Annotated in this window: 12 protein-coding genes; 10 read left to right on the top strand and 2 right to left on the bottom strand. The window is 62.6% G+C overall.

Annotated elements, in window-relative coordinates:
* Positions 1-194: 194 nt before the first annotated feature.
* From recC to BHC62_RS05325, 6 genes are all read left to right on the top strand, one after another.
* On the top strand, positions 195-3,644 hold the full coding sequence (gene recC / locus BHC62_RS05350; RefSeq protein ID WP_070994424.1) for an exodeoxyribonuclease V subunit gamma: 3,450 nt from the start codon (positions 195-197) through the stop codon (positions 3,642-3,644).
* Positions 3,641-7,321 carry an exodeoxyribonuclease V subunit beta gene (recB, locus tag BHC62_RS05345; protein ID WP_070994423.1) on the top strand — a complete coding sequence of 1,227 codons (3,681 nt, stop codon included), beginning with the start codon at positions 3,641-3,643 and terminating at the stop codon, positions 7,319-7,321. Before recC ends, recB begins: the two co-directional genes overlap by 4 nt.
* Entirely contained in the window at positions 7,318-9,366 is a 2,049-nt protein-coding gene (gene recD / locus BHC62_RS05340; protein ID WP_070994422.1) for an exodeoxyribonuclease V subunit alpha, read from the top strand. The genes recB and recD overlap by 4 nt, the downstream gene beginning before the upstream one ends.
* Positions 9,367-9,505: 139 nt before the next feature.
* Positions 9,506-10,078, top strand: a complete 573-nt coding sequence (locus BHC62_RS05335; RefSeq protein ID WP_029299928.1) for a YfiR family protein — start codon at positions 9,506-9,508, stop codon at positions 10,076-10,078.
* Positions 10,075-11,343 carry a diguanylate cyclase domain-containing protein gene (locus tag BHC62_RS05330; protein WP_029299926.1) on the top strand — a complete coding sequence of 423 codons (1,269 nt, stop codon included), beginning with the start codon at positions 10,075-10,077 and terminating at the stop codon, positions 11,341-11,343. The genes BHC62_RS05335 and BHC62_RS05330 overlap by 4 nt, the downstream gene beginning before the upstream one ends.
* A 4-nt stretch (positions 11,344-11,347) precedes the next feature.
* A complete protein-coding gene (locus BHC62_RS05325; RefSeq protein ID WP_029299925.1) occupies positions 11,348-11,839 on the top strand; it encodes an OmpA family protein in 492 nt (163 codons plus the stop codon).
* Between the two features lie 195 nt (positions 11,840-12,034).
* On the opposite strand, the gene BHC62_RS05320 is transcribed toward BHC62_RS05325, so the two are convergent.
* Positions 12,035-12,982 (bottom strand): LysR family transcriptional regulator, encoded by a 948-nt coding sequence (locus BHC62_RS05320; protein WP_070994421.1) that lies wholly within the window; start codon positions 12,980-12,982, stop codon positions 12,035-12,037.
* A gap of 131 nt (positions 12,983-13,113) precedes the next feature.
* Here BHC62_RS05320 and BHC62_RS05315 point away from each other — a divergent pair, with 131 nt between their 5' ends.
* The gene (locus BHC62_RS05315; protein WP_029299921.1) at positions 13,114-14,640 is read left to right on the top strand and encodes a CoA-acylating methylmalonate-semialdehyde dehydrogenase; all 1,527 of its coding nucleotides are present in this window, start codon (positions 13,114-13,116) and stop codon (positions 14,638-14,640) included.
* Between the two features lie 14 nt (positions 14,641-14,654).
* Positions 14,655-15,542: a 3-hydroxyisobutyrate dehydrogenase gene (gene mmsB, locus BHC62_RS05310; RefSeq protein ID WP_029299919.1), complete on the top strand. Its 888-nt coding sequence runs from the start codon at positions 14,655-14,657 to the stop codon at positions 15,540-15,542.
* A 169-nt stretch (positions 15,543-15,711) separates the two neighbouring features.
* On the opposite strand, the gene BHC62_RS05305 is transcribed toward mmsB, so the two are convergent.
* On the bottom strand, positions 15,712-16,056 hold the full coding sequence (locus tag BHC62_RS05305) for a cupin domain-containing protein (RefSeq protein ID WP_029299917.1): 345 nt from the start codon (positions 16,054-16,056) through the stop codon (positions 15,712-15,714).
* A gap of 365 nt (positions 16,057-16,421) precedes the next feature.
* Between BHC62_RS05305 and kynB the strand changes: the two genes are divergently transcribed.
* Positions 16,422-17,072 carry an arylformamidase gene (kynB, locus tag BHC62_RS05300; protein WP_070994420.1) on the top strand — a complete coding sequence of 217 codons (651 nt, stop codon included), beginning with the start codon at positions 16,422-16,424 and terminating at the stop codon, positions 17,070-17,072.
* Positions 17,069-17,926 (top strand): tryptophan 2,3-dioxygenase, encoded by an 858-nt coding sequence (gene kynA / locus BHC62_RS05295; protein WP_029299913.1) that lies wholly within the window; start codon positions 17,069-17,071, stop codon positions 17,924-17,926. Before kynB ends, kynA begins: the two co-directional genes overlap by 4 nt.
* Positions 17,927-18,108 lie beyond the last annotated feature (182 nt).

Here is an 18,108-nt window from a genome sequence, read left to right as displayed (position 1 = left end):
TGTGGGGTTTCCCCATGTGAGAGTAGGTCATCGTCAAGATTAAATTCCGAAACCCCAATTGCGAAAGCAGTTGGGGTTTTGTTTTGGGCGGTAGAAAAGCGCTGATGGGATTTTGCGCTTAGTCCAACACCGCCCATAACGCCCTTCAATGCTAAAGTCGCTGCCTCGATTTTGCTTTTCCCAAGGAAGCCGTTATGCCGGATGCAACGTCCCTCAGTGCTGGATTCATGGTCGTCCACGGCAATCGCCTGGATGAGCTGCGCAGCCTAGTCGTCAGTTGGATGCGTCGCTATCCACTGGCTCCCCTGGAAAACGAAATCGCCCTGGTGCAAAGCAACGGCATCGCACAATGGCTCAAACTGGCGCTTGCTGAAGATCCAGAAGATGACGACACGGGCGGCTGTGGCATCGCCGCTGCAATCGACGTGCAGTTGCCCGGCAGTTTCATGTGGCAGCTTTATCGCATGGTCCTGGGCCGCGACGAAATCCCGGTCAAGTCCCTTCTGGACAAAGCCCCGCTGACCTGGCGTCTCATGCGCCTCCTGCCCGAGCTGATCGACCGGCCGCACTTCGAGCCCCTGCAACGCTTCCTTACCCAGGACACCGACCTGCGTAAACGCTACCAACTGGCGGAGCGCCTGGCCGACTTGTTCGACCAATACCAGGTCTATCGTGCGGACTGGCTGGAAGACTGGGCCGCCGGTCGACACCAACTGCGCAACGGCCGAGGCGAGGCCAAACCCCTGAGCCCGGCCAACTGCTGGCAGGCCGAGTTATGGCGAGCATTGCTGCTGGATGTCGGCGAGGAGGGTATGGCGCAGAGCCGTGCCGGGGTCCACCAACGCTTTATCGAGCGCATCAACAAGCTGGACACCGCCCCCCAAGGCCTGCCGTCTCGGGTCATTGTGTTTGGCATCTCTTCCTTGCCCGCCCAGGCGCTTGAAGCGCTGGCCGGCCTGGCCCGTTTCAGCCAGGTCCTGCTTTGCGTGCACAACCCTTGCCGCCACCATTGGTCTGACATCGTTGCCGACAAAGACCTACTGCGAAACGAATACAAGCGCCAAGCGCGCAAGACCGGGATGCCCGTCACCATCGACCCGCAAACCCTGCACCAGCACGCCCATCCACTGTTGGCCGCCTGGGGCAAGCAAGGTCGCGACTACATCAACCTGCTGGACAGCTACGACGATCCCAACAGCTACCGATCTGCTTTCCGTGATGGACGCATCGACCTGTTCAGCGATAGCGAACCGACCACAATCCTCAACCAACTGCAGGATGACATCCTCGAACTGCGCCCCCTCCCCGAAACGCGAGAGCGCTGGCCCGCCGTCGATCTGCAGCACGACACCTCGATCCGCTTCCACATCGCCCACAGCGCCCAGCGGGAAGTGGAAATCCTCCACGACCAACTGCTACAGCGCTTCAGCGAAAACCCCGCACTGCGGCCTCGCGACATTATCGTGATGGTCCCGGATGTGGACAGCTACGCGCCGCATATCCGTGCGGTATTCGGCCAACTGGACAAAAAAGACCCGCGCTTCATCCCCTTCACCCTCACTGACCAGGGTCAACGGGGCCGCGATCCACTGTTGATCGCCGTCGAGCACCTGCTGAAACTTCCCGACAGCCGTTTTCCGGTCAGCGAAATCCTCGACTTGCTGGACGTTCCCGCCCTGCGTGAACGCTTCGCCATCCAGGAGCGCGACCTGCCCACTCTGCACCGTTGGATAGAAGGGGCCGGCATCCGCTGGGGCCTGAACGCCGAGCAGCGTGCAGGTCTTGGCCTGCCCAATGAGCTGGAGCAAAACAGCTGGCGGTTCGGCCTGCGCCGTATGCTGCTGGGCTACGCCGTTGGCAGTGGTGCCGCCTGCGCCGGCATTGAGCCCTACGATGAAATCGGCGGCCTTGATGCTGCGCTGATCGGCCCATTGGTAGCCTTGCTAGACGCATTGCACGATGCACACCAAGCCCTGTCACAACCGGCGACACCGCAAGCCTGGGGTGTACGCTTGCAAGACCTGATGCAGCGCTTTTTCCTGGCCAGCAATGAACACGATGACTATCTGCTGGGCCAGTTGGAGCAACTGCGGGAAGACTGGCTGGAAACCTGCGAATCCGTCGGCCTGTACGACGAGTTACCGCTGACGGTGGTCCGTGAGGCTTGGCTGGCCGGTCTCGACCAGGGCCGTCTGTCCCAACGCTTCCTCGCCGGCGCGGTGAACTTCTGCACCCTGATGCCGATGCGTGCGATCCCGTTCAAGCTGGTGTGCCTACTGGGCATGAACGATGGCGACTATCCACGCGCCCAACCGCCACTGGATTTCGACCTGATGGGCAGCGACTACCGCCCCGGCGACCGTTCTCGTCGCGAAGACGACCGCTACCTGTTGCTGGAAGCTTTGCTCTCAGCACGCGACCAACTCTACATAAGCTGGATCGGCCGCAGCATCCGTGACAACAGCGAGCGCCCGGCGTCCGTGCTGATCGGCCAACTGCGCGATCACCTCGCCAGCGGCTGGCAACATGCCCAAGAGCAATCGCTGCTGGAGGCAATGACCCAGGAACACCCTTTGCAACCCTTCAGCGCGCGCTATTTCCACGAGGGTGATCCGCTGTTCAGCTACGCCCGCGAATGGCAGTTGTTGCACGAAGCCCAAGACCTGCCCCTCGAAACAACCTGCCTGTCAGCCTACGTCCAGGAAGACCCCCTGAGCCTGGGCCAGTTGCAGGACTTCCTGCGTAACCCCGTCAGGCATTTCTTCAGCCAGCGCCTCAAGGTGTTTTTCGAAGCCGCCGAGGTACCCCTGGCCGATGAAGAGCCCTTTGTCCTCGACGCCCTGCAGCGCTACACCTTGAGCGACAGCCTGCTTGCCGCTGCACTGAGCGATCCGGATCATCTGGAGCAGGCCCTGGATGCCCAGGCCCAGCGTCTGCAAGGCAGCGGCCTGCTGCCCATGGTTGGCTTTGGCGAATGCCTGCGCAACGAACTGATCGAGCCTTTGCCTGACCTGTTGCAGCGCTACCAGCAGCTCCTGGCACTCTGGCCTACGCCGCACAACACCGCAGAACCCGTCAGCTACGCACACCAGGGGATTGAACTCGAAGGCTGGGTCAGCGGCCTGCACCGACGCAGCGATGGCGGCTTGCTCAGCGTGACCACCATTCCCAACAGCATCGGCTCGATCAAGACCCGCAAGTGGCATCGCCTGATCCGCCCATGGGTCAATCACCTGGTGGCCTGCGCCTGTGGCCTTCCGTTGAGCACGGGCCTGGTGGCCAGCGACGACACACTCTTGCTGGCTCCCCTGGAGCAAAACCTTGCCCAGGATATCCTCGGCAACCTGCTCCTGGCTTGGCAGGCTGGCATGAGTGAACCTCTGCCGGTCGCGGTCAAGACTGCGTTTGCCTGGCTCGGCCAGACCGATCCGGACAAAGCCCAGGCTGCGGCCCTTAAAGCCTACGAAGGCGATGGCATCAACAGTGACGGCGAGCGCCGCGAAAGCCCGGCCCTTACCCGGCAGTTTCCCGATTATGCAGCGCTGGTCGCCAGCGAGGATTTCGAAGGCTGGTGCGAAACCCTCTATCGACCCTTGATAACCGCCCCCTGGCGATCACTGACCAGCGAGGAGGCCCGCCCATGAGCGCCATCAAACCCCTGGCCCTGGCCTTTCCCCTGCGCGGCAGCCAACTGATCGAGGCCAGCGCCGGCACCGGCAAGACCTTCACCATCTCTGCGTTGTACCTGCGCCTGGTGCTCGGCCACGGCGGCGAGCAGGAAGGCTTTGGCCGTGAATTGCTGCCGCCGCAGATCCTTGTGGTGACCTTCACCGATGCTGCCACCAAAGAGTTGCGCGAGCGTATCCGCACCCGCCTGGCACAAGCGGCGCGCTACTTTCGTGATGAAATCGAGCAGCCCGACACCTTGATCGCCGAGTTGCGCGACGAATACAGCGCCGAGCAATGGCCAGGTTGCGCCAATCGCCTCGACATTGCCGCGCAATGGATGGACGAAGCCGCCGTCTCGACCATTCACAGTTGGTGCCAGCGCATGCTGCGCGAACACGCCTTCGACAGTGGCAGCCTGTTTACCCAGACCCTGGAAACGGACCACAGCGACCTGCTCGGCGAAGTGTTGCGCGACTACTGGCGGCTGTTCTGCTACCCGATGCACGGCGATGCTCTGAACTGGGTGCGCAACCACTGGGGCGGGCCTGCGGCGCTGATGCCGCGAGTGCGCGCCTTGTTCGGCAGTGAGCGCCCCAGTGACGAACCACGGGAGCCTGCCGAACTGATCGAGGCCTGCCTGCACGAGCGCCGCGAGGCCCTGGTGGCGCTCAAGGCGCCCTGGCAGCAGTGGGCCGCCGAGTTGCGGGAGATCTGCCTGCAGGCCGTCGCCGCCAAGGCTGTTGATGGCCGCAAGATGCAGGCCCGTTATTTCGAGCCCTGGTTCGAGAAAATCAGCGCCTGGGCCGCGGACGAAACCCTGGAGCAACTGGATATCGGCACCGGCTTCAGCCGCCTGACGCCAGAGGGTATGGCCGAAGCCTGGAAGGGCGACGCGCCGCATCATCCGGGCCTGGATGCCATGGTGGGCCTCAAAGCCAGCCTGGACACCTTGCCCACGCCCGACGCCGCGGTGCTGCAACACGCGGCGGCCTGGGTCGGTAAACGTTTTGAAGATGAGAAGCGCCGGCGTGCCGAGATGGGCTTCGACGACATGCTCATCCGCTTGGACGCGGCCCTGCAAGCCGAGGGCGGCGAGCGCCTGGCCAGTGTGATCCGCGAGCAATTCCCGGTGGCCCTGATCGATGAATTCCAGGACACCGACCCGGTGCAGTACCGGATCTTCGAAAGCATCTACCGCATTGAAGACAACAGCCCGCTCAGTGGCCTGTTCCTGATCGGCGACCCCAAGCAAGCGATCTACGCCTTTCGCGGTGCCGATATCTACACCTACCTGCGTGCTCGCCAGGCCACTGCCGGGCGCTTGCACACCCTGGGCACCAACTTCCGCTCCAGCCATGCGATGGTCGCGGCGGTCAACCACGTGTTCGAACGTGCAGAAACCGGGCGTGGGGCATTTCTGTTTCGCCAGCCGGATGGCGAGAACCCGGTGCCGTTCCAGCCGGTATCGTCCCAAGGCCGCAAGGAGCACTTACAGGTCGATGGCCACACAGTGCCAGCCCTGAATATCTGGCACCTGCCCACCGACCAGCCGATCTCCAACGTGCTTTATCGCCAACAATTGGCCGGTGCCTGTGCCAGCCAGATCGTCGCGTTGCTCAATGGCGGCCAGCAAGGCAGTGCAGGGTTCGTCAAGGATGGCGACTTCTCCCCCGTGCAACCGTCGAACATCGCCATCCTTGTGCGTGACGGCAAGGAGGCCCAGGCCGTACGCGGTGAGCTGGCCGCGCGCGGTGTGCGCAGCGTGTACCTGTCCGATAAGGATTCGGTGTTTGCCTCCCAGGAAGCCCACGACGTACTCGCCTGGCTCAAGGCCTGCGCCGAGCCGGACGTGGAGCGCCCGCTGCGCGCGGCCCTGGCCTGCGTCACCCTCAACCTGTCGCTGGCGCAACTGGAGCAACTGAACCAGGACGAACTGGCCTGGGAACAGCGGGTCATGCAGTTTCGCGATTACCGCGTGATCTGGCGGACCCAGGGCGTGTTGCCGATGCTGCGACGCCTGCTACATGACTTCAAGTTGCCGCAAACCCTGATCGCCCGCAGCGATGGCGAAAGGGTGCTGACCAATCTGTTGCACCTGTGCGAATTGCTGCAACAAGCCGCCGCTGAGCTAGATGGCGAACAGGCATTGATCCGCCATCTGGCGGAGCACCTGGCGCTGTCGGGCCAGGCCGGCGAAGAGCAGATCCTGCGCCTGGAAAGTGATGAGCAACTGGTCAAGGTGGTGACCATCCACAAATCCAAGGGCCTGGAATACGATCTGGTGTTCCTGCCGTTCATCTGCTCGGCCAAGCCCGTCGACGGCAGTCGCCTGCCGCTGCACTACCACGATGCCCACGGCAAGTCTCAGGTCAGCCTCAAACCCACCGCCGAACTGATCGCCCAGGCCGATGACGAACGCCTGGCCGAAGACCTGCGCCTGTTCTACGTGGCGCTGACGCGGGCCAAACATGCCTGTTGGCTCGGTGTGGCCGACCTCAAGCGGGGTAATACCAACAGCTCGGTGTTGCACCTGTCGGCGCTGGGTTATTTGTTGGGTGGTGGCGTGGCCCTGGGTGAATCCGCAGCCTTGGCCCGCTGGCTGATGGACTTGCAGGACGGCTGCGCGGCGATTGCCTACGGGCACATGCCAGAGGCCCAGAGCAGCACCTACCAGCCACCGCGCAATGACGCGACCTTACTCGCGCCGCTGCTGCCCAAACGCAAGGCTGCGGAAAACTGGTGGATTGCGTCCTACAGCGCCCTGCGCATTGGCGAAAGCATGAGCGCCGCCAGCCTGGAGGCTCCGGAAAGCCCACAAGCGCAGAAGTTGTTCGACGACGAACGCCTGGACCCGGATGCCCCGCGCGAAGTTGCCGCGTCTGGCGGCGACATTCATCGATTCCCACGGGGGCCCAATCCCGGGACCTTTCTCCACGGCCTGCTGGAATGGGCCGGCAACGATGGCTTCGACGTAACGCCCGAAGCCATCGAAGATGCTGTCGCACGGCGCTGCAACCGGCGCGGCTGGGAAGGCTGGATCGGCACCCTCAGCGGCTGGCTTGGGCACCTGTTGCAAGCGCCACTGAGCCTGGGCCAGGGGCCGGAATCGGTGACCCTGAGTGACTTGCAGCACTATCAGATCGAAATGGAGTTCTGGTTCGCCAGCCATAAAGTCGATGTGCTCGCCCTCGACCAACTGGTCTGCCAATACACCCACGACGGTGTGTCGCGGGTGGCTGCCGAACCGGTAATGCTCAACGGGATGTTCAAAGGCTTTATCGACCTGACCTTTGAACATGAAGGCCGCTATTACGTGGCCGACTATAAATCCAACTGGCTCGGCGCCGACGACGCGGCCTACACCCAACAGGCCATGGAACAGTCGATTCTCGACCATCGCTATGACCTGCAATACGTCCTCTACCTGCTGGCCCTGCACCGCCAGCTCAAGGCGCGTCTGCCCGATTACGATTACGACCGGCACGTGGGTGGCGCGCTCTACCTGTTCCTGCGCGGCAGCCAAGCCGTGAGCCAGGGGGCGTATTTCACCCGGCCACCACGTGAACTGATCGAGCGCCTGGACCTGTTGTTCCAAGGCAAGCCGCAACCGCCCAAGGTCGAACCCGCCTGGGAACAAGGAGTCCTGTTATGAGCCTCTCGACTGTGCCGCTGGAGGCACTGGCACCGCTGGAGCATGCCGACGACCTGGTGCACCTGCTGGAGCGCTGGGTCGAGCGCGGCTGGCTGCGCTCGCTGGACAAGGCGTTCGTCGGCTTTCTCCACGAACTCGACCCACAGGCCGATCCTCTGGTGCTGCTGGCTGCTGCCCTGACCAGTCACCAACTGGGCCACGGGCATGTGTGCCTGGATCTGTTCGAAACCCTGAATGCCCCGGATTTCGCCCTGTCGCTGCCCCCTGAAGGTGATCTTTCAAGTGGCGTGATGTTGTTGCCCTCGCAATTGCTCGACGGCCTGGACGGCGCCCATTGGTGCCATGCCCTGGCCGCAAGCCCGTTGGTGGCGCTGGCCGTGGATGGCAGTGCTGCGGCGCAGAGCCGACCCTTGGTGTTGTCGGGCAAGCGCCTGTATCTGCGGCGTTACTGGACCTATGAGCGACGCATCGACAGTGCCTTGCGTCAGCGTCTGGCCGTGCAGGAAACGGTCTCGGCGGACCTGCCCCAGCGCTTGAACGGTCTGTTCGACCTGCCACCTCCCAATGGTGTGGTCGATTGGCAGAAGCTCGCCTGCGCCCTGGCCACGCGGGGGGCGTTCAGCATCGTCACCGGCGGCCCCGGCACCGGCAAGACCACCACCGTGGTGCGCCTGTTGGCATTGCTGCAAGCGCCAGCGGTGGAGCAGGGCACGGCCTTGCGCATCCGCCTGGCGGCGCCCACCGGCAAGGCGGCGGCGCGGTTGACCGAGTCCATCAGCCAGCAAGTGCGCTCGCTGCAAGTGGCCGAAGCCGTGCGCGAAAAAATCCCCACCGAGGTCACCACCGTGCACCGCCTGTTGGGCAGCCGTCCCGGCACCCGGCATTTCCGCCATCACGCGGGCAACTTGTTGCCGCTGGATGTGCTGGTGGTCGATGAAGCCTCGATGATCGACCTGGAAATGATGGCCAACCTGCTGGATGCCTTGCCAGCCCATGCGCGCCTGGTGCTGCTGGGGGACAAGGACCAGTTGGCTTCGGTGGAAGCCGGTGCGGTGCTCGGCGATTTGTGCCGCGATGCCGAGGCAGGCTGGTACAGCCCCGGCACCCGCCAATGGCTGGAAAGTGTCAGCGGCGAAACGCTGGCGGGCAGCGGCCTGGAGCAAGACCTCGACGCCAGCCATCCCCTGGCGCAACAAGTGGTGATGCTGCGTTATTCCCGGCGCTTCGGCGAAGGCAGTGGCATCGGCCAACTGGCGCGTTGGGTCAACCAGCAAAACCCCGATCAGGCTCGCCAACTGCTGGACGCCGGCAGCCACGACCTGTTTTGCCTGCGCCTCAAGGGCGAGCATGACCGCGCCCTCGAGCGCCTGGTGCTGGACGGGCAGGGCGCCGACGCCCAGGGCTATCGCTACTACCTGAACCTGCTGCGCACCTCGCGGCCGGCAGCCGAGACACCCCGGGACGATCCGCGCTGGACCGACTGGGCGCGCCAGTTGTTGCAAACCTTTGATGCTTTCCAGTTGCTGTGCGCGGTGCGCAAGGGCCCCTGGGGCGTGGAAGGCCTCAACCAACGCATCACCGCCGCGCTGCTCAAGGCCCGGCTGATCGATAGCGACCAGCAATGGTACGAAGGCCGCCCGGTGCTGATGACCCGCAATGACTACGGCCTGGGCTTGATGAACGGGGACATCGGTATCGCCTTGAAGCTGCCCGAAACTGACGGCGGGCCGCAGGTGCTGCGCGTCGCTTTCCCGCGCAACGATGGCCAGGGCGGGGTGCGCTTTGTCTTGCCCAGCCGGCTCAACGATGTAGAAACCGTCTACGCCATGACCGTGCACAAGTCCCAGGGCTCGGAGTTCGCCCACACTGCCTTGATCCTGCCGGATGCGCTGAACCCGGTACTGACCAAAGAGCTGATCTACACCGGCATCACCCGCGCGAAAGACCGCTTCAGTTTGATCGAAACCCGTGGTGGGGTTTTCGAGGAAGCGGTACGGCGCAAGGTGAAACGTTTAAGCGGGCTGATGTTGGAACTGGGGACATGATGGCGTAGGAAAAACCTGACTGATGTGTCGGTTTTTTCGTGATAAATGGCGGAATCTACCTAGGCCCCGTCTCGATGGGGTTTCCGCCAATATGCTATCGTTGCGGCATCATCCCGAGAAGATCATAGAGAATCGCTGCATGAACGTGGCTGTCTCGCCCGCAGAGCGTAGTTGGAGCTGGAGACGATTGCTGCTATCGGCCGTTCTGTGCCTCGTCACGCCTCTGGCTTTTGCCCAGGCGTCTACCGCCAGTGCGGCCGACCAGCGGGCCCAGGCCGTCACCCAGGTGGTACTGGGGATTCTCAGCTACGCCCGATGGCCGGTTGAGCCCAGCCAACTGCGTTTGTGCATCGTTGGCCCGACCCAATACACCGATGACCTGGTCAAGGGCACCACCCAGGCTACGGGGCGGCCGGTGGTGGTCCAGCGTTTGCTGGCCGACAACCCCAATATCGTCAATGCCTGCGACGCGCTGTATATCGGCAAGCTCTCCCCTGACGAGCGCAGTCATTTGTTCACGGCCTTGATCGGGCGCCCGGTGCTGAGCATCAGCGAAGGCGGCGACCAGTGCACAGTGGGCAGCCTGTTCTGCCTGCGGGTCAGTGATGAGCAGGTGTCATTCGAGGTCAACCTCGACTCCGTGGCCCGCAGCGGAGTGCGTATTCATCCCAGCGTCCTGCAGTTGTCCCGTCGTCGAGCGCCGGAACCATGAGGCTGCGCAACGCCAAAACCCGCCCTACATTACGTTCGGTCCTTGGTCGCGGGCACCTGAGTGTGGCATTGGTGGCGGTCGCCATGGCCAGCGTATCCCTGACCCTGCTGGGCGTGCTGGCCCTGCGGGTCTATGCCGATCACAACCTGCACCTGATCGCCCGCTCGATCAACTACACCGTGGAAGCTGCGGTGGTGTTCAACGACCGCGTAGTGGCCACCGAAGCCCTGGCGTTGATTGCCTCCACTGAAGAAGTGGCCGAAGCCCGGGTGCTGGACCTCAATGGCAACACCCTGGCGCACTGGGTGCGCCCGGAAACGGGGGTGTTGTCCAAGGTGGAGCTGGAACTGGCCCACACACTGCTGGAAAAACCCATCAGCCAACCGATCCTGCATCAAGGCAAGAAAATCGGCACCGTCGAGTTGAGCGGTCACGGCGGTAGCCTGTTGCGCTTTTTGCTCAGCGGCCTGGCGGGGATCATCATCTGTACTGCCATCAGTGGCTGGGTCGCGATTTACCTGGCGCGGCGCATGTTGCGCGGCATCACCGGCCCGCTGCACAGCCTGGCCGACGTCGCCCACGCCGCGCGTAGCGAGCGGGCTTTCGACCGCCGTGTGCCGCCGGCGCAGATCGCCGAGCTCGACAGCCTGGGTAACGACTTCAATGCCCTGCTCGACGAACTCGAAGCCTGGCAAACCCATCTGCAAAGCGAAAACGAAACCCTCGCCCACCTGGCCAGCCATGACAGCCTCACCGGGCTGCCCAATCGCGCTTTCTTCGAGGGCCGGCTGATCCGTGCGCTGCGCAGTGCAGCCAAGCTCAACGAGCGGGTGGCGGTGCTGTTCCTCGACAGCGACCGCTTCAAAGATATCAACGATAACTTCGGGCATGCCGCCGGTGACGCCGTGCTGGTCGCCGTCGCCGCGCGTGTGCGGGCGCAACTGCGCGAGAGTGACCTGGTAGCGCGCCTGGGCGGCGATGAGTTCGCCATCCTGCTCTCGCCCCTGCACAAGCTCGAAGATGCCCAGCGCATCGCCGACAAAATCATCGCCAGCATGGACCAACCCATTCCGCTGCCGGGCAACACCGAAGTGTTGACCTCACTCAGTATCGGTATCGCGGTTTATCCCGATCATGGCGCCACTCCCGGCGCCTTGCTCAATGCCGCCGATGCGGCGATGTACCAGGCCAAACGCCTTTCCCAGGGCGGCCAGCACACGGCGGAGTCGGAGCACCCCGCTGCCAACGTTCAACACAGGAGTTGATCCCTTGTTTGCTAACACACGTGTTCTCTTTATCACCTTGTTTATCGCGCTGCTGGCACTGAGCGGCTGCCAGACCGCTCCGCCCAAGGGCCTGACACCGGCACAAGTGGCGGTGCTCAAACAACAAGGCTTCGAACTGACCGACGAAGGCTGGGCGTTTGGCCTGTCGGGCAAAGTGCTGTTTGGCAGCGACGTCGAAAAACTCAACAAGCCCAGCACTGAAATCGTCGAGCGCATCGGCAAGGCCCTCACCGGTGTAGGCATCGAACGCGTGCGCGTAGACGGCCATACCGACGCCTCGGGCAAGGAAGCGTACAACCAGCAACTGTCTTTGCGCCGGGCGAAAAGCGTGGGCAAGGTCCTGGTGGACGTGGGTATGAAGGAAGAAAATGTGCAACTGCGTGGCCTGGGCAGCAGCGAACCGGTGGCCTCCAACAGCACCTCCGCGGGCCGTACCGAAAACCGCCGGGTATCGATTGTGGTGATCGCCGACTGAGCCGACACCTCGGCCTACCTGTGCAACCAAACTGTGGGAGCGGGCCTGCCCGCGAAGGCGGTGGCTCAGCCGAGTATGTATCGATAGACCCACCGCCATCGCTGGCAAGCCAGCTCCTACAGTTGTTCGTGTCGCCCCAAAATTCTGCGCCCACCGCCACTCACCTGTGGGAGCGGGCTTGCCCGCGATAGCGGTTCAGTCGGCAAACACCATCTCCCGCGTCTCGCCCATCAAAAGCCCCTGGTTCTGCTCCGTCACCTCACGGATGTAATCCCACAACAATGTAATCCGCTTCAACTTGCGCAAATCCTCCCGGCAATACATCCAGAACTGCCGCGTAATAGTGATTTCCTCACCTAATACCGGCAGCAATCGTGAGTCCTGTGCGGCCAGGAAGCACGGCAGGATCGCCAGTGAACGCCCCTGCTGCGCCGCCACGTACTGCGCAATTACGCTGGTGCTGCGTAGGCTGGCGCTGGCGCCCGGTACGACATTGGCCAGGTACAGCAGCTCCGAGCTGAACGCCAGGTCATCCACATAGCTGATAAACGGATGCTCGGCCAGGTCGGCCGGGCGGCGGATGGGTGGGTGTTGGTCGAGGTAGTCCTGGGTCGCGTACAGCTGCAGTTTGTAGTCGCACAGTTTGCAGCACACGTAGGGCCCGTGTTCCGGGCGTTCCAGGGCGATGACGATATCGGCCTCACGCTTGGACAGGCTGATGAAGTGGGGCAGGGGCAGGATATCCACTGAGATCGCCGGGTAGGTGTCGACGAAGTGGCTCAGTTGCGGGGTGACGAAAAAGCTACCGAAACCCTCGGTGCAGCCCATGCGCACATGCCCCGACAGCGCCACGCCGGAGCCGGACACTTGTTCGCAGGCCATGTGCAGGGTGCTTTCGATGGACTCGGCATAACCCAGCAAGCGCTGGCCTTCGTTGGTCAGGACGAAGCCGCTGGTCCGGGATTTTTCGAACAGCAGGGTGCCCAACGAACCTTCCAACGAACTGATACGCCGCGACACCGTGGTGTAGTCCACCGCCAGGCGCTTGGCGGCGACGCTGGCCTTGCGGGTGCGCGCCACTTCGAGGAAAAACTTCAGGTCATCCCAGTTCAGCGACCCTAAAGACGTGATGTTTTTTTGCATGTTGGACCGGCTTTTATGTGGGTTCTTATTGGAAGTTTGCACATCTATACTCCAAAAATCGTCCGAACGCCTCATCCTCAAGGCGCTTCACGCCTTGGCTCTCTGCATAACTACAAGATCTGGAGACCACAATGAACGCATCGCTTACGTCTGCCGATACCACCGTGAAACAGGCCAAACTGTTGATCAACGGTGAATGGGTCGAGTCCAAGACCACCGAGTGGCAAGACATCGTCAACCCGGCGACCCAACAAGTCCTGGCCCGTGTGCCCTTTGCCACAGCCGATGAAGTCAACGCGGCCATCGACGCTGCCCAGCGCGCCTTCCAGACCTGGAAGCTGACGCCGATCGGCGCGCGCATGCGCATCATGCTCAAGCTGCAAGCGCTGATCCGCGAGCACTCCAAGCGCATTGCCGCAGTACTCAGTGCCGAGCAGGGCAAGACCATTGCCGACGCTGAAGGCGATATTTTCCGTGGACTGGAAGTGGTCGAGCACGCCTGTTCCATCGGCACCCTGCAAATGGGCGAGTTTGCCGAGAACGTGGCCGGCGGTGTCGACACCTACACCCTGCGCCAACCGATCGGCGTGTGCGCCGGCATCACCCCGTTCAACTTCCCGGCAATGATCCCGCTGTGGATGTTCCCGATGGCCATCGCCTGCGGTAACACCTTCGTGCTCAAGCCTTCGGAACAGGATCCATTGTCGACCCTGATGCTGGTGGAACTGGCGCTGGAGGCTGGCGTGCCAGCGGGCGTGCTGAACGTGGTCCACGGTGGCAAGGATGTGGTGGATGCACTTTGCACTCACAAAGATATCAAGGCCGTGTCCTTCGTTGGCTCGACCGCCGTCGGCACCCACGTCTACGACCTGGCGGGCAAGCACGGCAAGCGCGTGCAGTCGATGATGGGCGCGAAAAACCATGCGGTAGTGCTGCCAGATGCCAACCGCGAACAAACCCTCAATGCCCTGGTCGGCGCCGGTTTCGGTGCCGCCGGCCAGCGCTGCATGGCCACCTCGGTGGTGGTCTTGGTTGGCGCGGCCAAGCAATGGCTGCCGGACCTCAAGGCCCTGGCGCAGAAGCTTAAAGTCAACGCCGGCAGCGAAGCGGGTACCGACGTGGGCCCAGTGATCTCCAAGCGTGCCAAGGCACGTATCCTCGACCTGATCGAGAGCGGCGTGAAAGAAGGCGCCAAGCTGGAACTGGACGGCCGTGGCATCCAGGTGCCGGGCTTCGAGCAAGGCAACTTCGTCGGCCCGACCCTGTTCTCGGGCGTGACCACCGACATGCAGATCTACACCCAGGAAATCTTCGGCCCGGTGCTGGTGGTGCTGGAAGTCGATACCCTCGATGAGGCGATCGCCCTGGTCAACGCCAACCCGTTCGGTAATGGCACCGGCCTGTTCACCCAAAGCGGTGCGGCGGCGCGCAAGTTCCAGAGCGAAATCGACGTCGGTCAGGTGGGCATCAACATCCCGATCCCCGTGCCAGTCCCGATCTTCAGCTTCACCGGTTCCCGTGGTTCGAAACTCGGCGACCTGGGCCCGTACGGCAAGCAAGTGGTGCAGTTCTACACCCAGACCAAAACCGTCACCAGCCGCTGGTTCGACGACGACAGCGTCAATGATGGCGTCAACACCACCATCAACCTGCGTTGATCAAGGAGACGACCATGAAGATTGCATTTATCGGCCTGGGCAACATGGGCGCGCCCATGGCCCGCAACCTGATCAAGGCTGGCCATGCGCTGAACCTGTTCGACCTGAACCAGACGGTGCTCAACGAACTGGCCGCATTGGGCGGCACCATCAGCGCTTCGCCGCGTGATGCGGCCCAGGGCGCGGAGCTGGTATTGACCATGCTGCCCGCCGCCGCCCATGTGCGTAGCGTATGGCTCAACGAAGACGGCGTGCTGGCCGGCATCGGCAAAGGCGTGCCGGCGGTGGATTGCAGCACCATCGACCCACAGACCGCGCGCGACGTAGCGGCGGCTGCGGCCAAGCATGGCGTGGCGATGGCCGATGCCCCGGTTTCCGGTGGCACCGGTGGCGCCCAGGCCGGGACGTTGACCTTTATGGTCGGCGCCAACCCGGAACTGTTCGCCACCCTGCAGCCGGTGCTGGCGCAGATGGGCCGCAACATCGTGCATTGCGGTGATGTGGGCACCGGGCAAATCGCCAAGATCTGCAACAACCTGCTGCTGGGGATCAGTATGGTGGGCGTCAGCGAGGCCATGGCCCTGGGCGATGCCCTGGGTATCGACACGCAAGTGCTGGCCGGCATCATCAACAGCTCCACCGGGCGTTGCTGGAGTTCCGACACCTACAACCCTTGGCCGGGTGTGATTGAAACTGCGCCGTCATCCCGAGGCTATACCGGTGGGTTTGGCGCCGACCTGATGCTCAAGGACCTGGGCCTGGCAACCGAAGCCGCGCGCCAGGCGCACCAGCCGGTGATCCTGGGGGCGGTGGCGCAGCAGTTGTATCAATCGATGAGCCAGCGTGGGGAAGGGGGCAAGGACTTCTCGGCGATCATCAACAGCTATCGCAAGCCTCAATAGGTCAGAGGGCTCGAGATCAAGAGGCGGCTTGTTGTGATGAGGCTTGTTGTGGCGAGGGGGCTTGTCCCCGTTGGGTGGCGAAGCCACCCCAGTAGGCCTGCGAGGCGGTAGGTTTTGGGGCGGCTTCGCCACCCAGCGGGGGACAAGCCCCCTCGCCACAGAGTCTGTATCAGGCAAATACGAAATATTTACGCACCGTCTCGACCACTTCCCACGTGCCCTTCATCCCGGGCTCCACCACAAAGATATCCCCAGCGCGCAAATGGATCGGCTCCAGGCCGTCCGGGGTGATCACGCAGTAGCCTTCCTGGAAATGGCAGTATTCCCACTTCACATATTCCACCCGCCATTTGCCAGGGGTGCAGATCCAGGTGCCCATGATCTTGCTGCCGTCTTCGCTGGTGTAGGCGTTGAGGTTGACGGTGTGCGGGTCGCCCTCGAGCTTCTCCCATTTGCAGGCATCCAGGACCGGCAGGGGGTGGGTGTCGCGCAATACGGTGATGGGCTGGGACATGATGGCTCCAAGGCAGGAAAGACAAAGGTGAACCCTATAGCGCCGGGGCGAATGCCTGTGGTCTGAACTCGACATCGGGATGCCCAGAAGCGCATTGGCATACGATCTGCAAACCTGCACAGCCCCCTGTGGGAGCGGGCTTGCCCGCGATGGCGCCGGATCAGTGAAAAATGCCTCAACTGACACGCCGCCATCGCGGGCAAGCCCGCTCCCACATTTTTATCTGTGGGGCTGAAGGATCCATTCACTAATCAGACGTTTCTTCGCAGTAAGTGCGAAAGAAATCCTGCCTGGCGCTGGAAATCGCAAGAATATTTACCGCTGGCCCTCGTATCATTCACTTTAGAAACAACCGAGAGCCTCGTATGAATCCAATAAAAACGTGGTGGGATATCAGCCCACCCTTGAGCACCGCCACCCCGACGTGGCCGGGCGATACGCCGTTCCAGGAAGAACGCGTCTGGCAGTTCGGCCCCGAATGCCCGGTCAACGTCGGGCGTATCACCCTGTCGCCCCACACCGGTGCCCATGTCGATGCGCCGTTGCACTACAGCGCTGACGGTGCGCCTATCGGCGAAGTCTCGCTGGACGTGTATATGGGCCCGTGTCGGGTGCTGTACTGCCTGGACAGCGGCGCGCTGGTACAGCCGGAGCAGTTGCAGGGCCACCTGGATAACCTGCCGGAACGGGTCCTGCTGCGTACTTATCACAAGGCGCCCCTGAGCAATTGGGATTCGAACTTCACCGCCGTCGCCAAGGAAACCGTCGAGCTGCTGGCCAGCCTGGGTGTGCGCCTGATCGGTATCGACACTCCGTCCCTGGACCCGCAACAGTCCAAGACCATGGATGCCCACAACGCCGTCGCCCGCCATGGCATGGCGATTCTCGAAGGCATCGTGCTCGACGATGTACCGCAAGGCGATTATGAGTTGATCGCCCTGCCGCTACGTTTTGCCAACCTCGATGCCAGCCCGGTACGAGCAATCCTGCGCCCGCTCAAGGAGCCCACGCGATGAGCCAGTGTCCTTTCTCCCCTGATTACCAGCCGCCGGAAGAATGGCATAACGCTGAGCTGAATTTTTCCGAGTCCATGAGTTACGGCGACTACCTGGACCTGGGCAAAGTGCTCACGGCCCAACACCCGTTGTCGCCGGACCATAACGAAATGCTGTTTATCATCCAGCACCAGACTTCCGAGCTGTGGATGAAGCTGATGCTCCACGAACTCAAGGCCGCCCGTGAGCACGTGCGCCTGGGTGAGCTGGCGCCGGCGTTCAAGATGCTGGCGCGGGTCTCGCGGATCTTCGACCAACTGGTGCACGCCTGGGCGGTACTGGCGACCATGACGCCGTCGGAATACAAGTCGATCCGGCCGTACCTGGGGCAGTCGTCGGGCTTCCAGTCGTTCCAGTATCGGGAAATCGAGTTCATCCTCGGCAATAAAAGCGCGGCGCTGTTGCGGCCCCATGCCCACCGTCCGGAGTTGCTCAAGGAGCTGCAAGTGGCGATTGCCACGCCGTCGCTGTATGACGAGGCGATCAACCTGATGATCAAGGCGGGCCTGGCGATTGACCCGCAGCGCGCGCAACGCGATCCAACGGCGCCTACGGTGCATGACGAATCCGTGGAAGCGGCGTGGCGCGAGGTGTACCGCGATCCGAACCGGTACTGGGACCTGTACCAGTTGGCCGAGAAGTTTATCGACCTGGAAGACTCGTTCCGCCAATGGCGCTTCCGCCATGTGACCACGGTGGAGCGGATCATCGGCTTCCAGCCGGGCACCGGCGGCACCGAGGGCGTGGGTTACCTGCGCAAGATGCTCGACACCGTACTGTTCCCCGAGCTGTGGCGAGTGCGTTCAACGCTCTGATTGAAACCCAACAAAAAGCCCCGGCACTCATCGAGTACCGGGGCTTTTTGTTGGTATGCATTCCTGTTGTGGCCCTGTTCATGTGGGAGCCGGGCTTGCCTTAAACGAACGCAATGGTCAAAGCAGCGAAGATCAAATGTGGGAGCGGGCTTGCTCGCGAAGACTTCGGCTCAGCAAACATT

This window comes from Pseudomonas sp. 06C 126 (genome assembly GCF_001855215.1).
Taxonomy (GTDB): Bacteria; Pseudomonadota; Gammaproteobacteria; order Pseudomonadales; family Pseudomonadaceae; genus Aquipseudomonas; species Aquipseudomonas proteolytica.
This window is presented reverse-complemented; position numbering and strand designations above follow the sequence as displayed.